General features: G+C 71.1%; 19 protein-coding genes. 8 read left to right on the top strand and 11 right to left on the bottom strand.

The window, feature by feature from the left end; translation table 11 throughout:
* Nucleotides 1–27 precede the first annotated feature (27 nt).
* The 6 genes from AB5J51_RS31480 to AB5J51_RS31455 form a co-directional block, all read right to left on the bottom strand.
* Nucleotides 28–849 (bottom strand): shikimate dehydrogenase, encoded by an 822-nt coding sequence (locus AB5J51_RS31480; protein ID WP_053786068.1) that lies wholly within the window; start codon nt 847–849, stop codon nt 28–30.
* On the bottom strand, nt 846–2,621 hold the full coding sequence (gene mltG / locus AB5J51_RS31475; protein ID WP_369779171.1) for an endolytic transglycosylase MltG: 1,776 nt from the start codon (nt 2,619–2,621) through the stop codon (nt 846–848). Before mltG ends, AB5J51_RS31480 begins: the two co-directional genes overlap by 4 nt.
* Before the next feature lie 127 nt (nt 2,622–2,748).
* Nucleotides 2,749–3,219 carry a Holliday junction resolvase RuvX gene (gene ruvX, locus AB5J51_RS31470; protein WP_030028999.1) on the bottom strand — a complete coding sequence of 157 codons (471 nt, stop codon included), beginning with the start codon at nt 3,217–3,219 and terminating at the stop codon, nt 2,749–2,751.
* Nucleotides 3,220–3,221: 2 nt separating this feature from the next.
* Entirely contained in the window at nt 3,222–5,891 is a 2,670-nt protein-coding gene (alaS, locus tag AB5J51_RS31465; protein WP_136224321.1) for an alanine--tRNA ligase, read from the bottom strand.
* On the bottom strand, nt 5,891–6,244 hold the full coding sequence (locus tag AB5J51_RS31460; protein ID WP_053786065.1) for a DUF6167 family protein: 354 nt from the start codon (nt 6,242–6,244) through the stop codon (nt 5,891–5,893). Before AB5J51_RS31460 ends, alaS begins: the two co-directional genes overlap by 1 nt.
* 8 nt (nt 6,245–6,252) lie before the next feature.
* Nucleotides 6,253–6,684, bottom strand: a complete 432-nt coding sequence (locus AB5J51_RS31455) for a DUF948 domain-containing protein (RefSeq protein WP_053786064.1) — start codon at nt 6,682–6,684, stop codon at nt 6,253–6,255.
* 147 nt (nt 6,685–6,831) lie between these two features.
* Between AB5J51_RS31455 and AB5J51_RS31450 the strand changes: the two genes are divergently transcribed.
* On the top strand, nt 6,832–9,069 hold the full coding sequence (locus AB5J51_RS31450; protein ID WP_369779170.1) for an AAA family ATPase: 2,238 nt from the start codon (nt 6,832–6,834) through the stop codon (nt 9,067–9,069).
* Between the two features lie 27 nt (nt 9,070–9,096).
* Here the strand turns inward: AB5J51_RS31450 and rpsD are convergent, their stop codons facing one another.
* A complete protein-coding gene (gene rpsD, locus AB5J51_RS31445) occupies nt 9,097–9,708 on the bottom strand; it encodes a 30S ribosomal protein S4 (protein ID WP_030294564.1) in 612 nt (203 codons plus the stop codon).
* A gap of 55 nt (nt 9,709–9,763) precedes the next feature.
* Here rpsD and AB5J51_RS31440 point away from each other — a divergent pair, with 55 nt between their 5' ends.
* Nucleotides 9,764–10,660 (top strand): DUF2470 domain-containing protein, encoded by an 897-nt coding sequence (locus AB5J51_RS31440; RefSeq protein WP_240805297.1) that lies wholly within the window; start codon nt 9,764–9,766, stop codon nt 10,658–10,660.
* Nucleotides 10,661–10,748: 88 nt separating this feature from the next.
* Complete coding sequence (locus AB5J51_RS31435; protein WP_369779169.1) at nt 10,749–12,275, top strand: UvrD-helicase domain-containing protein; 1,527 nt, start codon at nt 10,749–10,751, stop codon at nt 12,273–12,275.
* A gap of 24 nt (nt 12,276–12,299) precedes the next feature.
* On the opposite strand, the gene AB5J51_RS31430 is transcribed toward AB5J51_RS31435, so the two are convergent.
* Nucleotides 12,300–13,652, bottom strand: a complete 1,353-nt coding sequence (locus AB5J51_RS31430; RefSeq protein WP_133898562.1) for a replication-associated recombination protein A — start codon at nt 13,650–13,652, stop codon at nt 12,300–12,302.
* A gap of 52 nt (nt 13,653–13,704) precedes the next feature.
* A complete protein-coding gene (locus AB5J51_RS31425; protein WP_053786059.1) occupies nt 13,705–14,319 on the bottom strand; it encodes a vitamin K epoxide reductase family protein in 615 nt (204 codons plus the stop codon).
* A 136-nt stretch (nt 14,320–14,455) separates the two neighbouring features.
* Here AB5J51_RS31425 and AB5J51_RS31420 point away from each other — a divergent pair, with 136 nt between their 5' ends.
* Genes AB5J51_RS31420 through AB5J51_RS31405 form a run of 4 tightly spaced genes read left to right on the top strand, consistent with a single transcriptional unit; the run spans nt 14,456 to nt 18,057 of the window.
* On the top strand, nt 14,456–15,337 hold the full coding sequence (locus AB5J51_RS31420) for an ABC transporter ATP-binding protein (RefSeq protein ID WP_053786096.1): 882 nt from the start codon (nt 14,456–14,458) through the stop codon (nt 15,335–15,337).
* On the top strand, nt 15,334–16,200 hold the full coding sequence (locus AB5J51_RS31415) for an ABC transporter permease (protein WP_369779168.1): 867 nt from the start codon (nt 15,334–15,336) through the stop codon (nt 16,198–16,200). Before AB5J51_RS31420 ends, AB5J51_RS31415 begins: the two co-directional genes overlap by 4 nt.
* Nucleotides 16,158–17,414 carry a sensor histidine kinase gene (locus AB5J51_RS31410; protein WP_369779167.1) on the top strand — a complete coding sequence of 419 codons (1,257 nt, stop codon included), beginning with the start codon at nt 16,158–16,160 and terminating at the stop codon, nt 17,412–17,414. Before AB5J51_RS31415 ends, AB5J51_RS31410 begins: the two co-directional genes overlap by 43 nt.
* A gap of 13 nt (nt 17,415–17,427) precedes the next feature.
* The gene (locus tag AB5J51_RS31405) at nt 17,428–18,057 is read left to right on the top strand and encodes a response regulator (RefSeq protein ID WP_369779166.1); all 630 of its coding nucleotides are present in this window, start codon (nt 17,428–17,430) and stop codon (nt 18,055–18,057) included.
* A gap of 9 nt (nt 18,058–18,066) precedes the next feature.
* Here the strand turns inward: AB5J51_RS31405 and hisS are convergent, their stop codons facing one another.
* A complete protein-coding gene (hisS, locus tag AB5J51_RS31400) occupies nt 18,067–19,326 on the bottom strand; it encodes a histidine--tRNA ligase (RefSeq protein WP_053786055.1) in 1,260 nt (419 codons plus the stop codon).
* A gap of 10 nt (nt 19,327–19,336) precedes the next feature.
* Nucleotides 19,337–20,047: an MBL fold metallo-hydrolase gene (locus tag AB5J51_RS31395; RefSeq protein ID WP_030294552.1), complete on the bottom strand. Its 711-nt coding sequence runs from the start codon at nt 20,045–20,047 to the stop codon at nt 19,337–19,339.
* A gap of 163 nt (nt 20,048–20,210) precedes the next feature.
* Between AB5J51_RS31395 and AB5J51_RS31390 the strand changes: the two genes are divergently transcribed.
* The gene (locus AB5J51_RS31390) at nt 20,211–20,993 is read left to right on the top strand and encodes a peptidylprolyl isomerase (protein WP_369779165.1); all 783 of its coding nucleotides are present in this window, start codon (nt 20,211–20,213) and stop codon (nt 20,991–20,993) included.
* Nucleotides 20,994–21,111: the final 118 nt, after the last annotated feature.

Below are 21,111 nucleotides of genomic sequence, written 5' to 3'. Positions count from 1 at the left end.
GCCCGGCCATGATCCGCCGGACACCCGCTAGTGGCGGGCGCGCAGGGCGGCCTCGCCGGCGGCCCGTATGGCGGCCAGCGGCGCGGTGTGGCGGCCGGTCATCTGCTCGACCTGGAGCACCGCCTGGTGCACGAGGAGGTCCAGGCCGCCGAGGAGGCGGCCGTCACGCTGCGCCCAGGCCGCCGCGAGGGCGGTCGGCCACGGGTCGTACAGGACGTCGAACAGGGTCCCCGGGGCGGCCGGTACGGCGGCTGCGAGCCAGTCCGTGGCGCTGGCGGGGGTGGTCGCGATGACCAGCGGCGCGCCCAGCCCGTCGGCCGCGTCGGTCCAGTCGGCCGTGCGGACGGCCACGCCGAGGCGCTCGCCCCACTCCTGCATCTCCTCGGCGCGGGCCCGGGAGCGCACGTACACCGTGACCTCGCCGGAGCAGATCCGGGCGAGGGCGGCCAGTGCCGAGGAGGCGGTGGCGCCGGCGCCGAGGATGGTGGCGCTCTCGACCTTGTCGACGCCGCGCTCGTGGAGCGCCGAGACGATCCCGGGGATGTCGGTGTTGTCGCCGAGGCGCCGCCCGTCCTTGGTCAGGACGACCGTGTTGACCGCCTCGACCGAGGCGGCGGTGTCGCTGATGCCGTCGAGCAGCGGGATGACCGCGCGCTTGAGCGGCATCGTCAGGGACAGCCCGGCCCACTCGGGGCCGAGGCCGGCGACGAACTGCGGGAGCGCGGCCTCGTCTATCTCGAAGCGGTCGTAGGACCAGTCGTCGAGACCGAGCTCCTGGTACGCGGCGCGGTGCAGCACCGGGGAGAGGGAGTGCTCGATCGGTGAACCGAGCACGGCTGCGCGTATCACTGCCCTGCCTTCTTCCGTTCCTCTTCGTACCGCTGGCGGTTCTGGTTGTGCTCGGCGTTCGTCACGGCGAAGAGGGTCTCGTTCTCGTTCACCGACACGAAGTAGTACCACGGTCCGGCGGCCGGGTTGATCGCCGACTTCAGCGCGTCCGGGCCCGGGTTGCCGATCGGGCCGGCGGGCAGGCCCTTGATCTTGTAGGTGTTGTACGGGTCGTCGAGCTTGCGCAGGTCGTTGACGGCACCGACGTCCAGGGTGCTCTGGCCCTTGATGTAGTTGACCGTGGAGTCGAAGTCGAGCAGACCGTACGTCTCGGTGTTGCCCGGCTTGAGCCGGTTGTAGACCACCCGGGAGATCTTGTCGAAGTCGTGCTGGTACTTGCCCTCGGCCTGGACGAGGCTCGCGACGGTGACGAGCTGCAGCGGGTTCGCGAGGCCCAGCTTGGCCGCCTGACCCTGGAGGTCCGCGCTCGCGTAGGCCTCGTTGGACTTGGCCACCATCTGCTTGAGCAGCGACTGGGGGCTCGCGTCCTTGCTGAGGTCGTAGCGGGCCGGGTAGAGGAAGCCCTCCAGCGGGTCCTTGATGTCCTTGCTGTTGTTGGCCCACTCGGGCAGACCGAGGTTCTTCGCCTCCTTGGAGGCGATGTCCTTGGTGGTGCCCTCCTTGAGCTTGAGCTTCTCGTCGATGGCCTTGTAGACCTGGATGTTCTTCCAGCCCGGGATGACGTCCAGGGCGTTGACCCCGGCGCCGTTCACCATGAGGTTCACGGCGGCCTTGCCCGACATGTGCTCCTTCATCACGTAGGAGCCCGCCTGGATCGCACCGCCCTTGGGGTTCGCCTTGGCGGCGGCGACGAAGGCGTCCGCGCTCTTGACGACGCCGTGCGCCTTGAGGATGCGGCCCATCTCACCGATGCCGGTGCCCTTGGGGATGTCGATGGCCACGGAGCCCTCGCCCTCACCGGCGTAGTCCTCGCCGGTGCTGAACTTGGACTTGATGTAGTCGTAGCCGTAGTAGCCGCCACCGCCGATGACGCCCACGATGACGAGGGCGGCGATCAGGCAGGCCGCACCGTTGCGGCGCTTGGGCTGCTTGTCCTTCGAGCGGCCGCGGCGTCCGCCGGCGTTCGGATCGTCGGAATCGTCGTCGCCTCCGCCGCCCGGCAGGATCGAGGCCTCCTCGGCCTCCTCGTCGGCGTACTCCGCCTCCGGCTCCTCCTCCGTGACCAGGTGGCGCCGGCCCGGGGGCTGCGGCGGCGGGTAGGCCTCGGGGGTGCCGTAGAGGTCGGGGGCCTCGCCCGGGTAGCCGCCGACGGGCTGCTGGGCGTACGGGTCCGCGCCGAGGTACGGGTCGGCCTGCGGGACACCGGTGTACTGGCCCTGGCCGGTGTCCCAGCCCTGACCGTCGTACGCCGGCTGCTGCTGCGGCTGCGGCTGCGGGTGCAGCAGCTGCTGCTGGTGAGCCTGGTGGGGCTGCTGCGGGGCATAGCCCTGCTGCTGCTCCGGGTACTGCCCCTGCTGCCCGTACTGCTGCTGGTACTGGGGCTCCTGCAGGTACTGGCCCTGCTGGTACTGGTCCTGCTGGTACTGCGGGCTCTGCTGGTACTGCTGTGGGTCCTGCTGGTACTGCGGCTCCTGCGGATGCTGCTGCTGCGGGCCACCGGCATAGGGCATCTGAGCCTGCTGGGCCTCGTGCCCGGTCCACCCGTGGTCCCCGTACAGGGGGTCCTCCGGGTGCCACGGTTCGGGGCCACGGCCCCGGCCATACTCAGTCATCGATCCCCTAGAGCCGCGAGACGGAGGCAGCGGCTACATCCGCCACGGCACCCGGTTCCGCCTCTGAAGTGGTGGGCGACGACTGTTCGAATGCCGCCGCATCGCGCGGAACGTTACCGTATCGCGATCAGACAACCACTTCGACGCACTCACCGGGCGGATTACCTGATACCCGTTCGGTCTCAAGAGCGTTCTGAAGGATCACCACAGCGGCCGCCTGGTCGATCACCGAGCGGCCCTTCTTCGCGTTCCTCCCCGAGGCCCGCAGCCCCTGGGCGGCGGTGACCGTGGTCATCCGCTCGTCCACCAGACGGACCGTCACCGGCTTGATGCCCTTCGCGAGTTCGTTCGCGAAGGCGCGCACCTTGGCCGCGGCCGGCCCCTCCCGCCCGCTGAGCGAGCGGGGCAGGCCGACCACGACCTCCAGGGGTTCGTACTCCTCGACGAGCTGCCGCAGCCGCCGGTGGGCGAAGGGGATGTCCCGGCCCGGAACGGTTTCCACCGGTGTGGCGAGCACCCCGTCGGGGTCGCACGAGGCGACCCCGATACGGGCGTCCCCGACATCGATGGCGAGACGGCGGCCACGGCGCAGAGTCATGGTCAGACCGTCTCGACGACGAGGCGTTCGACCGCGGCGATGGCGTCGGGAACGGCGGCCGGGTTCTGGCCGCCGCCCTGGGCGACGTCGGGCTTGCCGCCACCGCCGCCACCGAGGGTCTTGGCGGCGGTGCGGACCAGGTCGCCGGCCTTGAGACCGCGCTCGCGGGCGGCCTCGTTGGTGGCGATCACGGTCAGCGGGCGGCCGCCCGCCGTGGTGAACAGGGCCACGACGGCCGGGCGGTCGCCCTGGATGCGGCCGCGGACGTCGAGGACCAGCTTGCGCAGGTCGTCGGCGCCGGTGCCGTCCGGGACGGTGCCCACGACGAGGGCGACGCCACGGATGTCCTGGGCGTTCTCGGCGAGACCGGCGGCGGCCTGGAGGACCTTCTCCGCGCGGAACTTCTCGATCTCCTTCTCGGCGTCCTTCAGCTTGCCGAGCATGGAGGCGATCTTCTCCGGCAGCTCCTCGGGACGGCCCTTGACCAGCTCCTGGAGCTGGGCGACGACCGTGTGCTCCCGGGCGAGGAAGTTGTACGCGTCCACGCCGACGAGGGCCTCGACACGGCGCACGCCGGAGCCGATGGAGGACTCGCCGAGCAGCTTCACCAGACCCAGCTGGGCGGTGTTGGCGACGTGGGTGCCGCCGCACAGCTCCTTGGAGAAGTCGCCGATGGTCACCACGCGCACGCGCTCGCCGTACTTCTCGCCGAACTCGGCGATGGCGCCCTGCTTCTTCGCCTCGTCGATGCTCATGATCTCGGCGGTGACGTCGAGCTCGCGGGAGAGCACGTCGTTGATCTTCTGCTCGACGTCGGTCAGGACCGTGCCGGGCACCGCGTTCGGCGAGCCGAAGTCGAAGCGGAAGCGGCCCGGCGAGTTCTCGGAGCCGGCCTGGGCGGCCGTCGGGCCCAGCGCGTCGCGCAGCGCCTGGTGGGTCAGGTGCGTGGCGGAGTGGGCGCGGGCGATGGCCCGGCGGCGGTTCACGTCGATGGCGGCGTACGCGGAGGCGCCCACCGTCACCTCGCCCACCTGGACCGAGCCCTTGTGCACGGAGACGCCCGGGACGGGCTGCTGCACGTCGCGGACGACGATGACGGCGCCGGAGTCGAGCTTGATGCGGCCCTGGTCGGCGAGCTGGCCGCCGCCCTCGGCGTAGAAGGGGGTGCGGTCCAGGACGACCTCGACCTCGTCGCCCTCCGAGGCGGCGGGCGCGGACACGCCGTTGACCAGCAGGCCGACGATGGTGGACTCGCCCTGGTTGGTGGCGTAGCCGGTGAACTCGGTACCGCCGGCGTTGTCGGCGATCTCCCGGTAGGCGGACATGTCCGCGTGGCCGGTCTTCTTGGCCTTGGCGTCGGCCTTGGCGCGGTCGCGCTGCTCCTGCATCAGGCGGCGGAAGCCGGGCTCGTCCACGGAGAGGCCCTGCTCGGCGGCCATCTCCAGGGTGAGGTCGATCGGGAAGCCCCAGGTGTCGTGGAGCAGGAACGCCTTGTCGCCGGAGAGGACCGTGCCGCCGGCGGCCTTGGTCTCGGTCACGGCGGTGTCGAGGATGTTCGTGCCGCCCTTGACGGCCTTCAGGAAGGCCGCCTCTTCGGCGAGCGCGACGGTCTCGATGCGCTTGCGGTCGGTCACCAGCTCCGGGTACTGCTGCCCCATCGTGTTGATCACGACGTCGACGAGGTCCTGGACGACCGGGCCGGTGGCGCCCATGAGGCGCATGTTGCGGATGGCGCGGCGCATGATGCGGCGCAGCACGTAGCCGCGGCCCTCGTTGCCGGGGGTCACGCCGTCGCCGATGAGCATGACCGAGGTGCGGATGTGGTCGGCGACCACGCGCATCGAGACGTCGGTGTTCTGCGCGGCGCCGTAGCGAACGCCGGTCAGCTCGGTGGCCTTGTCCATGACCACGCGCAGGGTGTCGGTCTCGTACATGTTCTGCACGCCCTGCAGGATCATCGCGAGGCGCTCGAGGCCGAGGCCGGTGTCGATGTTCTTCGAGGGCAGGTCGCCGAGGATCGGGAAGTCTTCCTTCCCGTCGCCGGCGCCGCGCTCGTACTGCATGAAGACCAGGTTCCAGATCTCCACGTACCGCTCGTCGTTGACGGCCGGGCCGCCCTCGACACCGAACTCCGGACCGCGGTCGTAGTTGATCTCGGAGCACGGGCCGCACGGGCCGGGGACGCCCATGGACCAGAAGTTGTCCTTCTTGCCCAGGCGCTGGATGCGCTCGGCGGGGACGCCGATGACGTCACGCCAGATCGTCTCGGCCTCGTCGTCGTCGAGGTAGACCGTGATCCACAGCTTCTCCGGCTCCAGGCCGTAGCCGCCGTCCGCCACGGAGCTGGTCAGCAGCTCCCAGGCGTACTTGATGGCGCCTTCCTTGAAGTAGTCGCCGAAGGAGAAGTTGCCGCACATCTGGAAGAACGTGCCGTGGCGGGTGGTCTTGCCGACCTCTTCGATGTCCGGCGTACGGACGCACTTCTGCACGCTGGTGGCCCGCGGGGCCGGGGGCTTGGTCTCGCCGAGGAAGTACGGCTTGAACGGGACCATGCCCGCGTTGACCAGCAGCAGAGTCGGGTCGTCCGCGATGAGCGACGCCGAAGGGACAACGGCGTGACCGCGCTCCTCGAAGAAGCTCAGCCAGCGGCGGCGGATTTCAGCCGACTCCATCAGTGGTCCTCATTCCGGTTGTACGTAACCCTCGACTGGTTCGAGGAGTGGGTGGTCTTGTCGTTCTGGATGGCCCACAGCCGCCGCTGCCCGGGGAGGGCGGTGACGTCGTCGGGCCGATCGGGGTCCTGGTGCAACCCCAGTGCGTCGTTCAGCTCGTCCTCGCGCTGCGACATTCCCGCCTTCACGTCGAGGGCGAAGTCCTTGAGGCGGTGACCCGCCTCCACGGCCTTGTCGGCGGCCTGGGCGGCGAGGCTCTCCGGTGTCAGCTTCTTGAGCTGGCGGTTGACCTTGGTGGTGGCCCACACGCCGGCGGCTGCGCCTGCGGTGAACCAGAAGGCTCGGCGGAACATCGGAGGTTTCAGCCCTTCTGTTTCCGGCGCCGGGCGGCCGGCACCGTACGGCCAACGATCACGTTACGTCGGGACGCCTTCGGCGGCGCCCCTTCCGTGGATTTGCCCAGGGCCTTGCGGACCCCGTAGCCGAAGGCCGCGACCTTGACCAGCGGTCCGCCGAAGGTGGAGGCCACGGTGGAGGACAGCGCGGAGGCGTTCGAGGTGACTTCCTGGACGTCGCTCGCGATGGCGTCGACCCGGTCGAGCTGGGTGCGCGCGGAGCGGACCGTGGTGGAGGCGTCCGCCAGCAGCGGGACGGCCTGGTCGGTCACGTCGGCCACCAGCTTGGTCGTCGCCTTGAGCACCTGGGCCAGCCTCACCAGCACCACGGCGAGGAAGGAGACCAGAATGGCCCAGAAGACGGCCACGAGGATCCCGGCCACCTCTCCACCGGACACGTTGCACCGCTCTCTACCTGTTGATCACTACGTGGAAAAGTCGTTCTCCGACCCTATCGCGCCGGAGATCCACCGCCGTACCCGAATTCGCGGTCCGGCCAACCCGCCTTGTACGCAACGCATCCGGACCAGTACCCTCCGTGTCCCATGCGACAGAGGCCCGTGCAACACAGGACCTGCGGCAATCTTCCCTCGGAGCTGAGCCGCCTCGTCGGGCGGGGTGCGGAACTCTCCGAGGTCGGGAGGCTGCTGGAGGCCTCCCGGCTGGTCACCGTGACCGGCGTGGGCGGCGTGGGCAAGTCCCGGCTCGCGCTGGCGGCGGCCCGGGAGGCGGCCGAGGCGGACGCTGCGGCCGGTACTGCGCAGGAACGCTACTGCGACGGCGTCTGGCTGGCCGAGCTGTCCTGCGTACGCGATCCGGCGCTCCTCGAACTCACGCTGGCGGAGTCGCTCGGCCTCACCGACCACACCACGCGCCCGCCCCGGACGGTCCTGGCCGAGCACCTCGCCGAGCGGCGGCTGCTCCTGGTGCTGGACGGCTTCGAGCAGCTCGTCGACGAGACCGCCGGGCTGCTGCGGGAGCTGCTGCGCCGCTCCCCCGGCCTGCGGGTGCTGGCCGCCGGGCGGCGGCCGCTGGACCTCGACGGGGAGCAGACCTTCCCGCTGGCCCCGCCGGGCCCCGACGAGGCGCTGGAACTGCTGGCCGAGCGGGCGGCGGCCGCCGATCCGGGCTTCGCGGTGACCGCGGCCAACCGGGCCGCGCTGGAGGAGCTGTGCAGCCGGCTCGACGGGATCCCGCTGGCCCTGGAGCTGGCGGCGGCGCGGCTGCGCGTGCTGTCCCCGGAGCAGGTGCTGACCCGGCTGGAGGACCGGTTCGCGCTGCTGACGGGCGGGGTGCGCGGGGCCCTGCCCCGGCACCGGGCGCTGCGTACGGCGATCGGCTGGAGCCATGAGCTGTGCACCGCGCAGGAGCGGCTGCTGTGGGCGCGGCTGTCGGTGTTCGCCGGGCACTTCGACCTCGATGCCGCCGAGTACGTGTGCGCGGGGACGGACCTGCCGGTGGAGTCCGTGCTGGACGTCCTCGGGGAGCTCCTCGCCCAGTCGCTGCTGGCCCGGGAGGAGACGGCGGCGGGGGTGCGCTACCGGATGCTGGAGACCGTACGGGTGTACGGAGCGGGGTGGCTGGAGTCGCCGGGCGACGCCGGGCGGCTGCGGCGGCGCCACAGGGACTGGTACCTGGGGCTGGCGACCTGGTGCGAGCTGGACTGGTTCAGCCCGCGCCAGCAGGAGGTGGCCGCGCTGGTTGAGGCGGAGCTGCCGAATCTGCGGCTGGCGCTGGAGTGCTCTCTGGACGATCCGGACGAGGCCCATCTGGGGCAGTACCTGGCGGGGACGCTGTGGTTCTACTGGGCGGGCTGCGGCCGGCTCACCGAGGGCCGGTACTGGCTGGACCGGACGCTGGAGCCGGGCCCGGCGGAGTCGGAGCACCCGGGGTCGCGGCTGAAGGCGCTGTGGGTGCTGGGATACGTGGCGGCCCTGCAGGGCGATGCGGTGGCCTCGATGAGCGCCCTGTACGAGTGCCGGGACGGGGCGGCGCGCACCGGGAACCCGGTGGCGGCGGCGTACGCGGTGCACCGGCTGGGCTGCCTGGCGCTGGTCTCGGACGACATGGAGCGGGCCGGGGAGCTGCTGGGCTCGGCCCTGGAGCGGTACCGGGAGGCCGGGGAGCTGAACAGCAACGTGCTGATGTGCCAGGTGGAGCTGGCGATGGCGCTGGCCTTCCAGGGGGATCTGGCGGGCGCGCTCTCGCTGTGCCGGGAGGTCCGGGACATCTGCGAGGAGCGCGGGGAGCGCTGGACGAAGGCGTACGCCCTGTACGTCCTCGCGTACGCGGCCCTGGAGGCGGGGGGCGCGGCCGAGGCCCGGCGGCTGCTGACCGAGTGCGTGACGATCAACCACACCTTCCGCGACCTGGTCGGGCTGGTGCTGGCGCTGGAGCTGCTGGCCCTGGTCACGGCCGTCGAGGGGCATCCGGCCGAGGCTGCGGTGCTCCAGGGCGCGGCGGAGCCGATGTGGGACGGGGTGGGCCTGCAGCTGTTCGGCTCGGGATACTTCAACGCCCCGCGGCTGATGTGCCGGGAGCGGGCGGGCGAGCTGCTGGGGGCGGAGCGGTACGAGGCGTGCGCGCAGCACGGCCGGAGCCTTTCGCCCGAGGAGGCGGTCGAGCGGGCGCTGCGGGCGCCGGAGCCGGTGCCGGCGGCGCCGGATCCGCTGCCGAGGCCGCGGGCCGGGGACGCGGCGGGCACGGCAGGCGGCCCGGTCGGTCCGAGCGGCCCGAAAAACAGGAAGCCCGTCGGCTCCCCCAAGGGGGAACCGACGGGCTGACCAGCCTGTGAGGCTACGTCCGCTGGATCAGCGGGCGTAGTACTCGACGACGAGCTGCTCGTCGCAGATGACCGGGATTTCCTTGCGGTTCGGGTCGCGGTCCAGGCGGAAGGCGAGGGCCTTCAGGTTGACCTGCAGGTAACGGGGGGTCTCGCCCTCGCCTGCGTAGCCACCCTCACGGGCAACCTGGAACGGAACCTTCTCGCGGCTGCGCTCGCGCACGGTGATGACGTCGTCCGGGCGGACACGGAACGACGGCTTGTCGACCTTGCCACCGTTGACCTCGATGTGGCCGTGAACGACCATCTGGCGGGCCTGGTAGATGGTGCGGGCGATGCCCGAACGCAGGACCAGGGCGTCGAGACGACGCTCGAGCTCGACGACCAGCGCCTCGCCCGTCTTGCCTTCGGCCTTCTTGGCGCGGTCGTACGCGCGGGCCATCTGACGCTCAGAGATGTCGTACTGAGCGCGCAGACGCTGCTTCTCCAGCAGACGAACCTTGTAGTCCGAGTTCTGCTTGCGGCCACGGCCGTGCTCGCCCGGCGGGTAGGGGCGGGCCTCGAAGTACTTGACGGCCTTCGGGGTCAGCGCAATGCCGAGGGCACGCGACTTCTTGACCTTGGGTCGCTTCTGGTTCACGTGGAACCTACCTCCATGTAAGTTAGGTGAGGCTTACCTTAGCGAGGAGGACGTAATGTCTCGACCACATGGGATCCCCCTGCCCAGTGCGCAACGCAGTTCGGATTCAGACGAAACAGAATCCGCTTGCGCCGACGATAAGCAAGGTCAGCCGCGTCCCAGGGAAGGCGTTCGGCAGCTCACCGGAGCCGAACGCGTACGAACCCTCGTAGAGTCCAACGCCTCAGTATCCCTCACGCTGCCGGGTGCTGTTGACCAGCTGCGGTCTCTTGACCAGGCGGAGTTCGGGACGGGGATGCCGGCCGCTCGGACCGTCACCCCGGACGGGGACGTGATTCTCCTGGTGTCAGGGGAATCCGCGGCTGCCAGGGCAGCCGCTCACGCCCAGGACGACGACCTCACGGCCGTGATCGAGATCACGGATGTGGCGCCGGTGTCCGTGCCCCATCGTATCCGAGGCCGTGCGTGGCTGGCCGGGTGGCTGACGCACGTGCGCGGGGACGACCGCGCGGCCTGCGCGGCGCTGCTGGCGGAGCGCCGGCCGGTGGGCGAACTCCTCGGCCTGCACGGCCGGCCGTCCTTCGTGATGCTGCGCCTCGAGGTCGGCGAGATCTCGGTGGACGACCTGTGGGGCGCGGAGCACGTGGACCCGGAGGAGCTGGCCACGGTGGAACCGGACCCGATGGTGAACCACGAGACGGAGCTCCTCCAGCACCTGGCCGCCGCGCACCGCGACCGGATCGCCGACCTGTGCGCGCTGCTGGGCCCGCGGGAGAGCGCCGGCACGACCGCGGTCCCCCTGGCCCTGGACCGGCTGGGCCTGCGGGTCCGCTTCACGGGCGACGGCGGCTCCTCCTTCGACGCCCGCTTCGACTTCCCGGCGCCGGTACGCGATGTCTGCGACCTGCGCCGGGCGATGCACACGCTGTTCGCGGCGGCGGGTCACCGGTAGCGAGGAAACCGTGATCGCCGGACACGCGTGATCTTCCTGTGCCACCGTGATGTCGCTTGGTGACGTCACGGCTACACGGAGGAGCACAATGGCTGTCCCGACCCCTGAGCAGAGCGCGGCTGTCGACTCCTTCAGGCGCGGGGACCACCTGGTCCTCCAAGCGGGCGCCGGGACGGGCAAGACCACGACCCTGGCCATGCTGGCGAAGGGCACGGCGGCACGCGGCCGGTACATCGCCTTCAACAAGTCCATCGCCGTGGACGCGGCCGGCAGGTTTCCCGCCACGGTGGAGTGCAGGACCGCCCACTCCCTTGCCTTCGGCGCGGTGGGCCGGGGCTATGCGTCGCGGCTGAACGCCCCTCGGGTCCCCGGCTGGAAAACCGGGGCCCTGCTCGGCATCGCGGTCGGCATGCGCGTGCGGATCGGCGAGCGCAACGTCAGCAACAAGGCACTGTCGTACACCGCGCTGCGGACCGTCACCCGCTTCTGCCAGTCCGCGGACAGCACCATCCGGCGCCACCACGTCCCGCGGCTGCGCGGCATCGAGGCCGAACATCTCCACGCCCAGCTCGTCGACGTGGTGCTGCCGTACGCGCTCAAGGCCTGGGAGGACCTGCAGAACCCGCACGAAGGCGTGGTCCGGTTCGACCACGACCACTATCTGAAGATCTGGGCCCTCACCGACCCCGTGATCCCGGCCGACTTCCTGCTGCTGGACGAGGCCCAGGACACCAATCCCGTGGTCGAGAAGATCTTCACCGCGCAACGCGACCACGCCCAGCTGGTGATGGTCGGCGACTCGGCCCAGGCCATCTACGGGTGGCGCGGTGCCAGGGATGTGATGAGCGGTTTCGACGGGACCCAGCTGGCCCTGTCCCAATCCTTCCGCTTCGGCTCCGCGCTCGCCGAGGAGGCCAACCGCTGGCTGCACCTCGCCGAATCCCCGATCCGGCTGACCGGCACCCCGGCCATCGAGACCCGTCTGGAGCGGGTGGAGAAGCCGGAGGCCATCCTGTGCCGGTCCAACGTCGGCGCCATGCTCGAAGTCATGCGACTGCTGGAGGACGGCCGCAGGGTCGCCCTCGTCGGCGGCGGCGAGGCACTGAGTGCCCTCGCCCGGGCCGCGCGCGACCTCAAGGCCGGCAAGCGCAGTACGCACCCCGAACTGATCCTCTTCGACTCCTGGGGGGAGCTCCAGGAGTACGCCGAGTACGACCCCTCGGGCCGGGACCTGCTGCCCCTCGTCGATCTGGTGGACGAGCACGGTGTCGACGTCATCCTGAGCGCCGTGGAACGGCTCTCCGCCGAACAGGGTGCCGAGATCGTGGTCTCCACGGCGCACAAGGCCAAGGGGCGCGAATGGGCCTCGGTCCGCATCGGCGAGGACTTCACCGAACCGGTGGACGCCGAGGAGACGGACGAGAACGGGGACCCGCTTCCCGGTGAGATCGACGACGCGGAGGCACGCCTCGCCTACGTCGCCGTCACCCGTGCGCGTCTCCGGCTCGACATCGGCGGCCTCGGCTGGATCAACCGGCGCCCCGACGGCCGTCCGGGCGCCGGACCCGCCGGACCCGCCGGACCCTGGGACGCGCTGGGACCCGCCCCGGAGTGACGGACCCGGGTGCCGACGGTACGGTCAGGCACCGCCGCGGAGGCGTTCTCGGACCTTCTCCACCACGTCCGCGTAGCGGGCCTCGGCGCCGTAGCGGGTCGGCTCGTAGTACCGCTTGCCGTGGACGGCGTCGGGGGCGTACTGCTGGGCGGCGATCGCGCCCGGCACGTCGTGCGGGTACACGTACCCCACGGCGTGGCCCAGCTTGGCCGCGCCCTTGTAGTGCCCGTCCCGCAGATGCGTCGGCACCGGGCCCGCCAGCCCCGCCCGGACGTCCGCCAGCGCCGCGCCGATCGCGGTCGTCGCCGTGTTCGACTTCGGGGCCAGCGCCAGCGCGATCGTCGCGTGGGAGAGGGTCAGCGCCGCCTCGGGGAAGCCGATCATCGCCACCGCCTGCGCCGCGGCCACCGCGAGCGGCAGGGCCGTCGGGTCCGCGAGCCCGATGTCCTCGCTCGCCGAGATCATCAGGCGGCGCGCGATGAACCGCGGGTCCTCCCCCGCTTCGATCATCCGCGCCAGATAGTGCAGCGCCGCGTCCACGTCCGAGCCGCGGATCGACTTGATCAGCGCGCTCGCCACGTCGTAGTGCTGGTCGCCGTCCCGGTCGTACTTCACCGCCGCCCGGTCGACCGCCTCCTCCACCGTCTGGAGGCTGATCTCGGACTCCCCCTTGGCGATCGCCGAACCGGCACCGGCCTCCAGCGCCGTCAGCGCCCGCCTGGCATCGCCGCCGGCGATCCGCAGCAGGTGCGCCTCCGCGTCCGCCGGCAAGGTCACCGCCCCGCCCAGGCCCCGCTGCTCGGTCAGCGCGCGCCGCATCAGCGCGCTCAGGTCCTCGTCCGTCAGCGGCTCCAGCGTGAGCAGCAGCGACCGCGAGAGCAGCGGGGAGATGATCGAGAAGTACGGGTTCTCCGTGGTCGCGGCGATCAGCGTCACCCAGCGGTTCTCGACCGCGGGGAGCAGCGAGTCCTGCTGGGCCTTGCTGAAGCGGTGGATCTCGTCGAGGAAGAGGACCGTGTCCTTGCCGTACCCGCCGGCCGCCCGCTTGGCGCCCTCGATGACGGCGCGGACCTCCTTCACGCCCGCCGTGATCGCGGACAGCTCCACGAACCGCTTCTGCGTCGCCTGGCTCACCACGTACGCGAGGGTGGTCTTGCCGATGCCCGGCGGGCCCCACAGGATCACCGACGAGGCTCCGGCCGGACCGCCCGCCCCGTCCCCGACCAGCCGCCGCAGCGGCGATCCGGGCTTCAGCAGGTGCTGCTGGCCGACGACCTCGTCCAGGGTGCGCGGGCGCATCCGGACGGCGAGCGGGGAGCTCGCCGGATCCTTCTCCTGGCGGTCTTCGGCAGCGGCGGTGAACAGGTCTGGTTCCACACAGGAAGCCTAAGCGAGCCCACTGACAGCCCACCGACGGCGAGCGGCGCCCTCAGGAGGTCCAGAAGTCCCACCAGCGCGTCAGGATCAGCATGCCGATGATCCCGACGTGCAGGACCGGCAGCACCCAGGTGAACTCGTCGAGGAAGGAGCGCAGCCAGCCGGGGGCGGGCAGCAGGCCCTCCCGCACGTTGTGCGCGGTCACGTACCAGAACATGAAGATCGTGGCGACCCACGCCAGCGAGCACCACAGGCACAGCGAGTTGATGTTGTACAGCGACTGGTAGGTCAGCCAGGCGCAGAACACGACGCCGAACAGCATGCCCGCGTTGAGGGTCAGCCAGTACCAGGGGCGGAACCGGGCCCCGGCCAGCACGCTCATGCCGACGCAGACGACGATCCCGTACGCGACCAGCCCCAGCATCGGGTTCGGGAAGCCGAACGCGGACGCCTGGTCGCTCTTCATGATGTTGCCGCAGGAGACGATCGGGTTCAGGCTGCAGCCCGGCGTGAAGTTCGGGTCCTCGAGCAGCTTGAACTTGTCGATCGTGATCACCCAGGCCGCGAGCAGTCCCGCGGCGCCCGTGATCACCAGCAGCAGGGCGAGTGCCCGGCTGGCGCCGACCGTCCGCGGGGCGGGGCCTGCGTCCGTACCTCGTGTCGTCATACCGCCCGCTCCACATCTGCAAGGTCAACAAGCACCGGCCATTGTGCCGTACTGAGCCGGTGTCCACCGTTCGGTGGACATAAGGACGTACGCACGGGGGGACCGGTGGAGCGGGTTCCGCCACACCATGTGGGACATGACACGGAACGCGGTGGAAGTACGGGGGCTTCGCAAGCAATACGGCGAGGTCACCGCAGTGGACGGACTGGACCTGACGATCCGCCAGGGCGAGGTCTTCGGCCTCCTCGGGCCCAACGGCGCCGGCAAGAGCACGACGGTGGAGATCCTGCAGGGCCACCGGGAACGGGACGGCGGCGAGGTCGGCGTGCTCGGCGCGGACCCGGCCACCGCCGGGCGGGCCTGGCGCTCGCGCGTCGGGATCGTCTGGCAGGACGAGTCGGCGCCCGCGGAACTGACGGTACGGGAGACGGTCGAGCACTTCGCCCGCTACTACCCGGCCCCGCGCGACCCGGCCGAGGTCATCGCCCTGGTCGGCCTGGAGCAGAAGCGCGACCAGCGCGTGAAGGGCCTCTCGGGCGGCCAGCGGCGCCGGCTCGACGTGGCGCTCGGCGTCATCGGCGGCCCCGAGCTGCTGCTCCTCGACGAGCCGACGACCGGCTTCGACCCGGCGGCCCGGCGCCAGTTCTGGGACCTGATCCGACTGCTGGCCGGCGAGGGCACCACCATCGTGCTCACCACGCACTACCTGGAGGAGGCCGAGGCCCTCGCCGACCGCCTCGCGGTCATCGCGAGCGGCAGGGTCGTCGCGGAGGGCGAACCGGCCCAGCTGCGCTCCCGCTTCGGCACCGGCGCCACCGTCGAATGGACCGAGGCCGACGGCAGCCCGCGCAGCATCGCCACCGAGACCCCCACCCGCACGGTCGCCGAGCTCATGGCCCGCTTCGAGGGCGAGATCCCGGGGCTGAAGATCGGCCGGCCCACCCTGGAGGACGTGTACCTGCGCCTCACGGGTCAGCTCGTACCCACGACCACGCAGCAGCCGGAGGCCGCACGATGAGCACGACCGCCAAGACCGCCACGACCGCGACGGCCGGCGGCAGGGCCGCGGCGGCCGCGCAGACGCTGCCCGGCGCCTGGACCCTGGGGCTGAGCCGCGGGGCCCTGGAGATCCGGCAGTTCGTCCGCCAGCGCGACGCGATGATCTTCACCTTCGCCTTCCCCATCGTCTTCCTCGCCCTGTTCGCCTCGATCTTCCGCGACAGCGTGGAGAACACCGGGGTCACCGCCTCCCAGCTGTACGCGGCCGGCATGGTCGCGGCGGGCATCATGTCCACCAGCTTCCAGTCGCTCGGGATCTCGATCGCCGTCGAACGCGACGAGAAGGTGCTGCGCCGGCTGCGCGGGACTCCGATGCCCCCGGCCGCGTACTTCCTCGGCAAGGTCTGGATGGTGCTGGCCACCGGGCTCGCCGAGACCGCGATCCTGCTGCTCGTCGGTTCCACCCTCTTCGGCCTCGATCTGCCGGCCTCGGCCTCGAAGTGGCTGACCTTCGGCTGGATCTTCGCCCTCGGCCTGACCGGGTGCGCCCTGCTCGGCATCGCCATCAGCAGCCTGCCCAAGTCCGGCAAGAGCGCCAGCTCGGTGGTCGTTCTGCCGTTCCTGATCCTGCAGTTCGTCTCCGGCGTGTTCATCCCGGTCAACGCGATCCCGGACTGGCTGCTGAACGTCGGCGCGCTGTTCCCGCTCAAGTGGATGTGCCAGGGGTTGCGCGGGGTGTTCCTGCCGGAGTCCGCGGCCGTCCTGGAGCAGGCGGGCAGTTGGGAGTACGGAAAGGTCGCCCTGGTCCTGGGTGCCTGGGTCGTCGGAGGATTGGTGCTGTGTCTGCTGACCTTCAAGTGGAAGAACCGCCGCGACGGCTGAGCGGGTTCACCGGGAGGGCCGGAGCGCGCGAATCCCACGTCTGGGACCGCGCGTTCGGGCCCTGGGACCTCTACTTCGGCTTCGTGTGGGTCGCGACCGTGGCCTTCGTCCTGGGCACGGACTTTCCCCCGCTGTCGTACCGGGTCCCCGCCGCCGCCCTGCTCACGCTGCTGATCCCCTGGTACGCGTGGGCCGGCCGGCCCCTGCTCCAGAAGGATCCCGGGGCCGAACCGGGGCTGTCCCTGCGCTACCTGGGCGTGGTGGTGGCCCTGTTCCTGCCCGCCGCCTCCCTGGCGGGCGAGACCCGGCTGATCACCTTCGCCCTCGCCCCGCACTGCTTCATGCTGCTGCCGCTGCGCCGGGCGGTCGGCGCGATGGGGGTGGTGGCGCTGCTGCCGGTGGCCGGGTGGGCGCTGCTGTGGCAGCCGGCCGGCCACATCGTCTTCATCAACGCGGCCAGCGCCTTCGTCACCCTCGTCTTCTCCTCCTTCTTCGGCGCCTGGATCATCCGGATCATCGAGCAGAGCCGGGAGCGGGCCTCGCTCATCACCGAACTCGATGCCAGCCGGGAGGAAGTGGCCCGGCTGTCCGCCGCGCAGGGCGCCCATGCCGAAAGGGAACGCATGTCCCGCGAGATCCACGACACCCTAGCCCAGGGCTTCACGAGCCTGCTGATGCTGGTCCAGGCCGTGCAGTCGGAGATGGACACGGATCCGGAGCAGGCCCACCGGCATCTGGAGCTGATGGCCGCCACCGCCCGGCAGAACCTCGCCGAGGCCCGGGCCCTGGTGGCGGGCGGCGCTCCCGCCGACCTGGACGCCGGCTCGCTGCCGGACGCGGTACGCCGCCTCGCGGCCCGGCAGGCCCCGCCGGCGGCGGTGTCGGTGACCGGGGAGGTCCGGCCGCTCGCCGCGGTACTGGAGGTGGTGGCCCTGCGGTCCTGCCAGGAATCCCTGTCGAACGCCTCGAAGCACGCGGGGGCGGGTGCACGCTGTTCGGTGTCCCTGGCCTACGGTGACGGCGAACTGACCGTCACGGTCAGGGACACCGGGCGGGGCTTCGACCCGGCGGCCCCCGGCCCGGGCCACGGCCTGCGGGGGCTGCGCGCCCGCACGGCGGAGGTCGGCGGCACCGCGTCGATCGCCGCGGTGCCGGGCACCGGCACGACGGTCACCGTCACCCTCCCGACGACCACTCTCCCGACGACGCTCTGAGGAGCCGCAGCACATGATCCGCATCCTGCTGGCCGACGACCACCCGGTGGTACGGGAGGGCCTGCGCGGCATGCTCAGCGCGGAGCCGGACCTGGAGGTCGTCGCGGAGGCCGCGAACGGCCCGCAGGCGGAGGCGCTGGCCGCGGAGCTGGTGCCCGGCGGCCTGGACCTGATCCTCATGGACCTGCGGATGCCGGACGGCGACGGCGTCGAGTCCATCGCCCGGATCAGCGCGGCCCGGCTGCCCGTCAGGGTCGTGGTCCTGACGACGTACGAGAACGACCGGGACATCCTGCGGGCGGTGGAGGCGGGGGCGGCGGGCTACCTCCTGAAGGACATGGCACGGGCCGAACTGGCCGACGCGATCCGCGCGGCCGTACGGGGCGAGACGGTCCTGGCCCCGTCGGTGGCGGGCCGCCTGGTGGACCGCCTCCGCACCCGCCCGGAGCGCCCGCGCCTCTCCGACCGGGAGGTGGCGGTCCTCCGGCTGGTCGCGGAGGGCGCGACGAACGCGGAGATCGGCCGCCGCCTGTTCGTCGCGGAATCCACCGTCAAAACGCACCTGCTGCGGATCTTCGGCAAGCTGGAGGTCACGGACCGCACGGCTGCGGTGACCACAGCCATGCGGCACGAGCTCCTGTGACGGCTTCCGTCAGGCCAGCTTGGTACGCAGGAGGGCGACCACGTCCGTCAGGGCGACCGGGGACTGCTCCCCGGACTCCATGTCCTTCAGCTGGACGACACCCTCGGCGAGGTCCCGGTCGCCCGCGACCACCGCGAACCGTGCCCCCGACCGGTTCGCGTCCTTCATCGCGCCCTTGAGGCCCTTGCCCCCGTACGAGATGTCCGCCGCGACACCGGCCTTGCGGAGCTCCGTGACCAGCCCGAACAGCACCGGCTTCGCCTCGCCCAGCGCCACCGCGAACACCGACGTCGTCGGCGGGATGTCCAGCTCGACACCCTCGGCTTCGAGCGCCAGCACCGTACGGTCCACGCCCAGCGCCCAGCCCACCGACGGCAGCGCCGGCCCGCCGATCATCTCGGACAGCCCGTCATAGCGCCCGCCGCCGCCCACCGCCGACTGCGAGCCCAGACCGTCGTGGACGAACTCGAACGTGGTGCGGGTGTAGTAGTCCAGGCCGCGCACCAGCTTCTCGTCGTCCTCGAAGGCCACGCCCGCCGCCGTGATCAGCGTCCGCACCTCCTCGTGGTACGCCTTGCACGCGTCGCACAGGTAGTCCCGCAGCATCGGCGCGCCGACCAGCTGCTTCTGTACCTCGGGCCGCTTGTCGTCGAGGACGCGCAGCGGGTTGATCTCGGCCCGGCGCACGGTCTCCGCGTCCAGGTCCAGCCCGCGCAGGAAGGCCTGGAGCGCCTCCCGGTACACCGGGCGGCATTCCTTGTCGCCCAGCGAGTTCAGCAGGATCCGGAAGTTGCGCAGGCCGAGCGTGCGGTACGCCTGGTCGGCCAGGATGATCAGCTCGGCGTCCAGCGCAGGGTCCTCGGCGCCGATCGCCTCGGCACCGACCTGCGAGAAGTGGCGGTAGCGGCCCTTCTGCGGGCGCTCGTAGCGGTAGTACGAGCCCGAGTACCAGAGCTTCACCGGCAGGCCGCCGGCCTTGTGCAGGTTCGCCTCCAGCGCCGCGCGCAGCACGGACGCGGTGCCCTCGGGACGCAGCGCGAGGTTGGCCCCGCCCTTCGTCGTGAGGGTGTACATCTCCTTGGTCACGATGTCGGTGGACTCGCCGACACCGCGCGCGAACAGGTCGACGTCCTCGAAGCCCGGCGTCTCGACGTACCCGTAGCCGGACAGCCGCAGGGGGCCGGAGATGGCGTCGCGGACGGCCAGGTACTTCGCCGAGTAGGGCGGGATCAGGTCGTACGTGCCCTTGGGGGCCTTGAAGGTGCTCACGAAACTCTCGTCACATTCCTCGTCGTGGAGACGTGAAGCCGTCTCCCAGGCCGGCGGCCACCTGCCGCAGGTACGGGTTGGTGGCGCGCTCACGGCCAATGGTCGTGTGCTCGTTGTGACCGGGCAGCACCACGGTCGAGTCGTCGAGCGGCAGGCACACGCGGGCCAGCGACTCGAGCATGTCCGCGTGGCTGCCGCCCGGGAAGTCGGTACGTCCGATGGAGCCGGCGAAGAGCAGGTCGCCCGAGAACAGCAGCGGGGGGATGTCCCCCGCCTCGGGCATCCCGAAGGTCACCGACCCCCTGGTATGACCGGGCGCGTGCGAGACGGTGAGCTCCATGCCCGCCAGCGCCAGCTTCGCGCCGTCGGTGAGCTCCTTCACGTCGGAGGGCTCCCCCACGGTGAGCTCGCCCATCAGCTGTGCTCCCAGGGAGCGTCCCAGCGCCTTCTCCGGGTCGCTCATCATGAAGCGGTCCTCGGGGTGGATCCAGGCCGGTACGTCGTGCGCTCCGCACACCGGGACCACCGAGGCCACATGGTCGATGTGGCCGTGGGTGAGGACGACCGCGACGGGCTTGAGCCGATGCTTCTTCAGCGTCTCCTCGACACCCTGGGTGGCCTGGTGGCCCGGGTCGATGATGACGCACTCCTCACCGGCGGCGGGGGCGACCACGTAACAGTTGGTCCCCCAGGCCCCGGCGGGGAACCCGGCAATCAGCACGTTCGTCCTCAATCGTCGTCCGGCGGGAGCTTCAGCAGCGGCCGAGTTCGGAATGCTGCTGCTCAGAGCCTACCGGCGCCGCTCGTTACACAGCGAACCCATATACGGTACGGCCTAACCGAGCCCGGACAGCGGTGCCATACACGTACAAGGAGACGACCCGGTGGTCACGAGCGATCAGCGACGGCGACAGCTCGCCAGGGAGAAGTACGAGCGCCAGCAGAAGCGCCGGGCGGAGGCCCGGCGGAAGTCGCGGCAGCGGGCGGCGGTGATCGGCGCGGCGGTGGCCGTGGTGGTCGCGACGCTGGTCGGCCTCGTCGTGAGCGGCGTCTTCGACAAGGACAAGAAGGACCAGGCGGCGGATCCGGCGGCGAACCCGTCGGCCTCGCCCTCGCCGAAGCAGTCGCCCTCGCCGGCGATGGCGATCGACAAGAACGCGAAGTACACGTTCGACCTGAAGACCAGCGCGGGCGAGATCAAGTTCGAGATGGACGCGGCGAAGACGCCGGAGACCATCAACTCGTTCAAGTCGCTCGCGGACAAGGGCTTCTTCGACAACACCAAGTGCCACCGCCTGACCACGTCCGGGATCTTCGTACTCCAGTGCGGCGACCCGGAGGGCACGGGCATGGGCGGCCCCGGCTACACCATCGCGGACGAGAACCTCGACTCGCTGGGCAAGCCGAACGAGCAGGGCCAGGTGATCTACCCGGCGGGCACGGTGGCGATGGCCAATACCGGCCAGCCGCACAGCGGTGGCAGCCAGTTCTTCCTGGTCTACAAGGACAGCCCGCTGGCTCCGTCGTACACGCCGTTCGGCAAGATCGACGCGGCGGGCCTGAAGGCCCTCGAGGCGGTGGCCAAGGCCGGTACCGCCGACGGCGGGCAGGACGGCGCCCCCAAGAGCCCGGTGACCATCGAGAAGGGCGCCGTCACCCAGAACTGACGGGTTCCGGCGGCCTCGGGACCGGCCGCGGTCCGGCCCCTACGGCGATATTCCGTCGTGCGGGATGCGGACAGCCGGCCCGGCGGTCGCCTATGTTGGCGTTGTGCAGGGCGGGCGC

This window comes from Streptomyces sp. R33, assembly GCF_041200175.1.
Lineage (GTDB): Bacteria > Actinomycetota > Actinomycetes > Streptomycetales > Streptomycetaceae > Streptomyces > Streptomyces katrae_B.
Note: the sequence above shows the minus strand (reverse complement) of the source record. Positions and strands in the feature narration are given on the sequence as shown.